The 1,625-nt window shown below is 36.8% G+C and carries 2 protein-coding genes; both read left to right on the forward strand.

Annotated elements, in window-relative coordinates:
* Positions 1-425: DUF4136 domain-containing protein (locus tag WBN20_RS03905; protein ID WP_424280770.1), on the forward strand; the 425-nt coding region annotated here is incomplete at its 5' end.
* Positions 426-548: 123 nt separating this feature from the next.
* Positions 549-1,565 carry a DUF481 domain-containing protein gene (locus WBN20_RS03910; protein WP_424280771.1) on the forward strand — a complete coding sequence of 339 codons (1,017 nt, stop codon included), beginning with the start codon at positions 549-551 and terminating at the stop codon, positions 1,563-1,565.
* Positions 1,566-1,625: the final 60 nt, after the last annotated feature.

Here is a 1,625-nt window from a genome sequence, read left to right on the forward strand (position 1 = left end):
ACGATCTGGATAAAAAACGCATCCTGGAGAGTTTTGGAAAAGAATTCGAAATGAGGAATCTCTCCTTTGTAGAACAGGGAGGAGATTTGGCGGTAACCTTATATCTTGTAATAGATCAAAAAACAAGTACAACGGCTTACACCAATTATACAGGTGGTATGGGATATGGTGGCAGATGGGGTTACGGATATGGTATGGGATATGGAGCCGGTATGGGTATGGGCTCCGCTACCACTACGTATTCTGAAAATGATTATGAGGTTGGAACTTTAGTTGTTAGTGTCCATGAAAGTGAATCAAAAAAATTAATTTGGCAGGGTATCTCCACCAAGACCATAAATGAAAATCCTAAAAAAAGGCAGAAAACCATACCAAAAGGGGTAGCAAAATTAATGAAAAAGTATCCGGTGCAACCACCTAAATAATGGTTTATGATCCATTTCCAGGAATACATGCCAACTTGTGAGAAAACATAAAATGAAATAGTTATTTCAAGCATTCATCGCTTATCATATTTGCGTTGAGCATTTAGTAAGTAGTCCATATTTATGAACTGGAAATTGTGTTTTTTGCTAATTGTACTTTTTACCACCACGTATGGATGGGGTCAAAATGACTCTATTGTATTTAAAAATGGAGATACCATGGTTGGTGAGGTAAAATTATTGGAAACAGGGGTGTTAACTGTAGAAACACCTTATAGTGACAAGGATTTTAAAATTGAAATCGATAAATTAGTTAAGTTAGTCATACAGCGCAATTACTTCATTGCGCTTACCAATAATAGGCGTCGATTTGGAAAAATAAGGACTACTGAAGAGGGCAAAGTTAGTATAACATTGGAAGACGGGACCATTGAGTATTTTGATTTAACTGAAATCTTCTACTTTGAAGAAATTGAAGAAAAATTCTGGAAAAGGGTAAAAGCCCGAATAGACTTTGGATTTAACCTGGCCAAAGCCAATAATAATACGCAGTTTACACTTGGTGGGGAATTTGGTTATAAAAGTAAAAAATACATGTCAGATCTTACTATAAGCGCTCTGACGTCAAATCAGGACGATGTCGAACGGATTGCCCGGACAGAGGCAAACTTGGATGTCCTGCGATTACTCCCCAGAAACTGGTATCTTATAGGTAATGTGTCATTTCTATCTAATACAGAGCAGGCTCTTAAAGCCAGGATAAGTCCAAATATTGGTGCCGGAAGGTTTTTTATTAGTACATCTAAACTCTATCTGGCGGGTGGTCTTGCTTATGTTTTTAATTCGGAAAACTATGATGATTCAAGCCTGGATAAAACATCTTCAGAGGTGAAAATTGCTGCTAAATTTTCAATGTTTAATGTTGAAGATTTTGACCTGGACACCAACATTAAGTTTTATCCGAGTATCACAGAAAGTAAAAGATATAGAGTAGACTATGACCTGAACATTAAATACGATCTGCCATTGGATTTTTACATCAAAGTAGGATTCGCCTTTAATTTTGATAACCAACCAGTGGCTGGCACCCCGGAATTAGACTATGTTTTGAACACAGGTGTTGGATGGGAGTTTAATTGATTATAATATGATCTATATCGTAATTAAACGGTCCGTTTATTCAGCTAACTTCATTCCGGG

Source organism: Eudoraea sp. (assembly GCF_049665975.1).
In the GTDB taxonomy this organism is placed as follows: domain Bacteria; phylum Bacteroidota; class Bacteroidia; order Flavobacteriales; family Flavobacteriaceae; genus Eudoraea.

Coding starts and splice junctions, on each gene's coding strand:
- WBN20_RS03910 (WP_424280771.1), top strand. CDS start 549: ATGAACTGGAAATTGTGTTTTTTGCTAATTGTACTTTTTACCACCACG.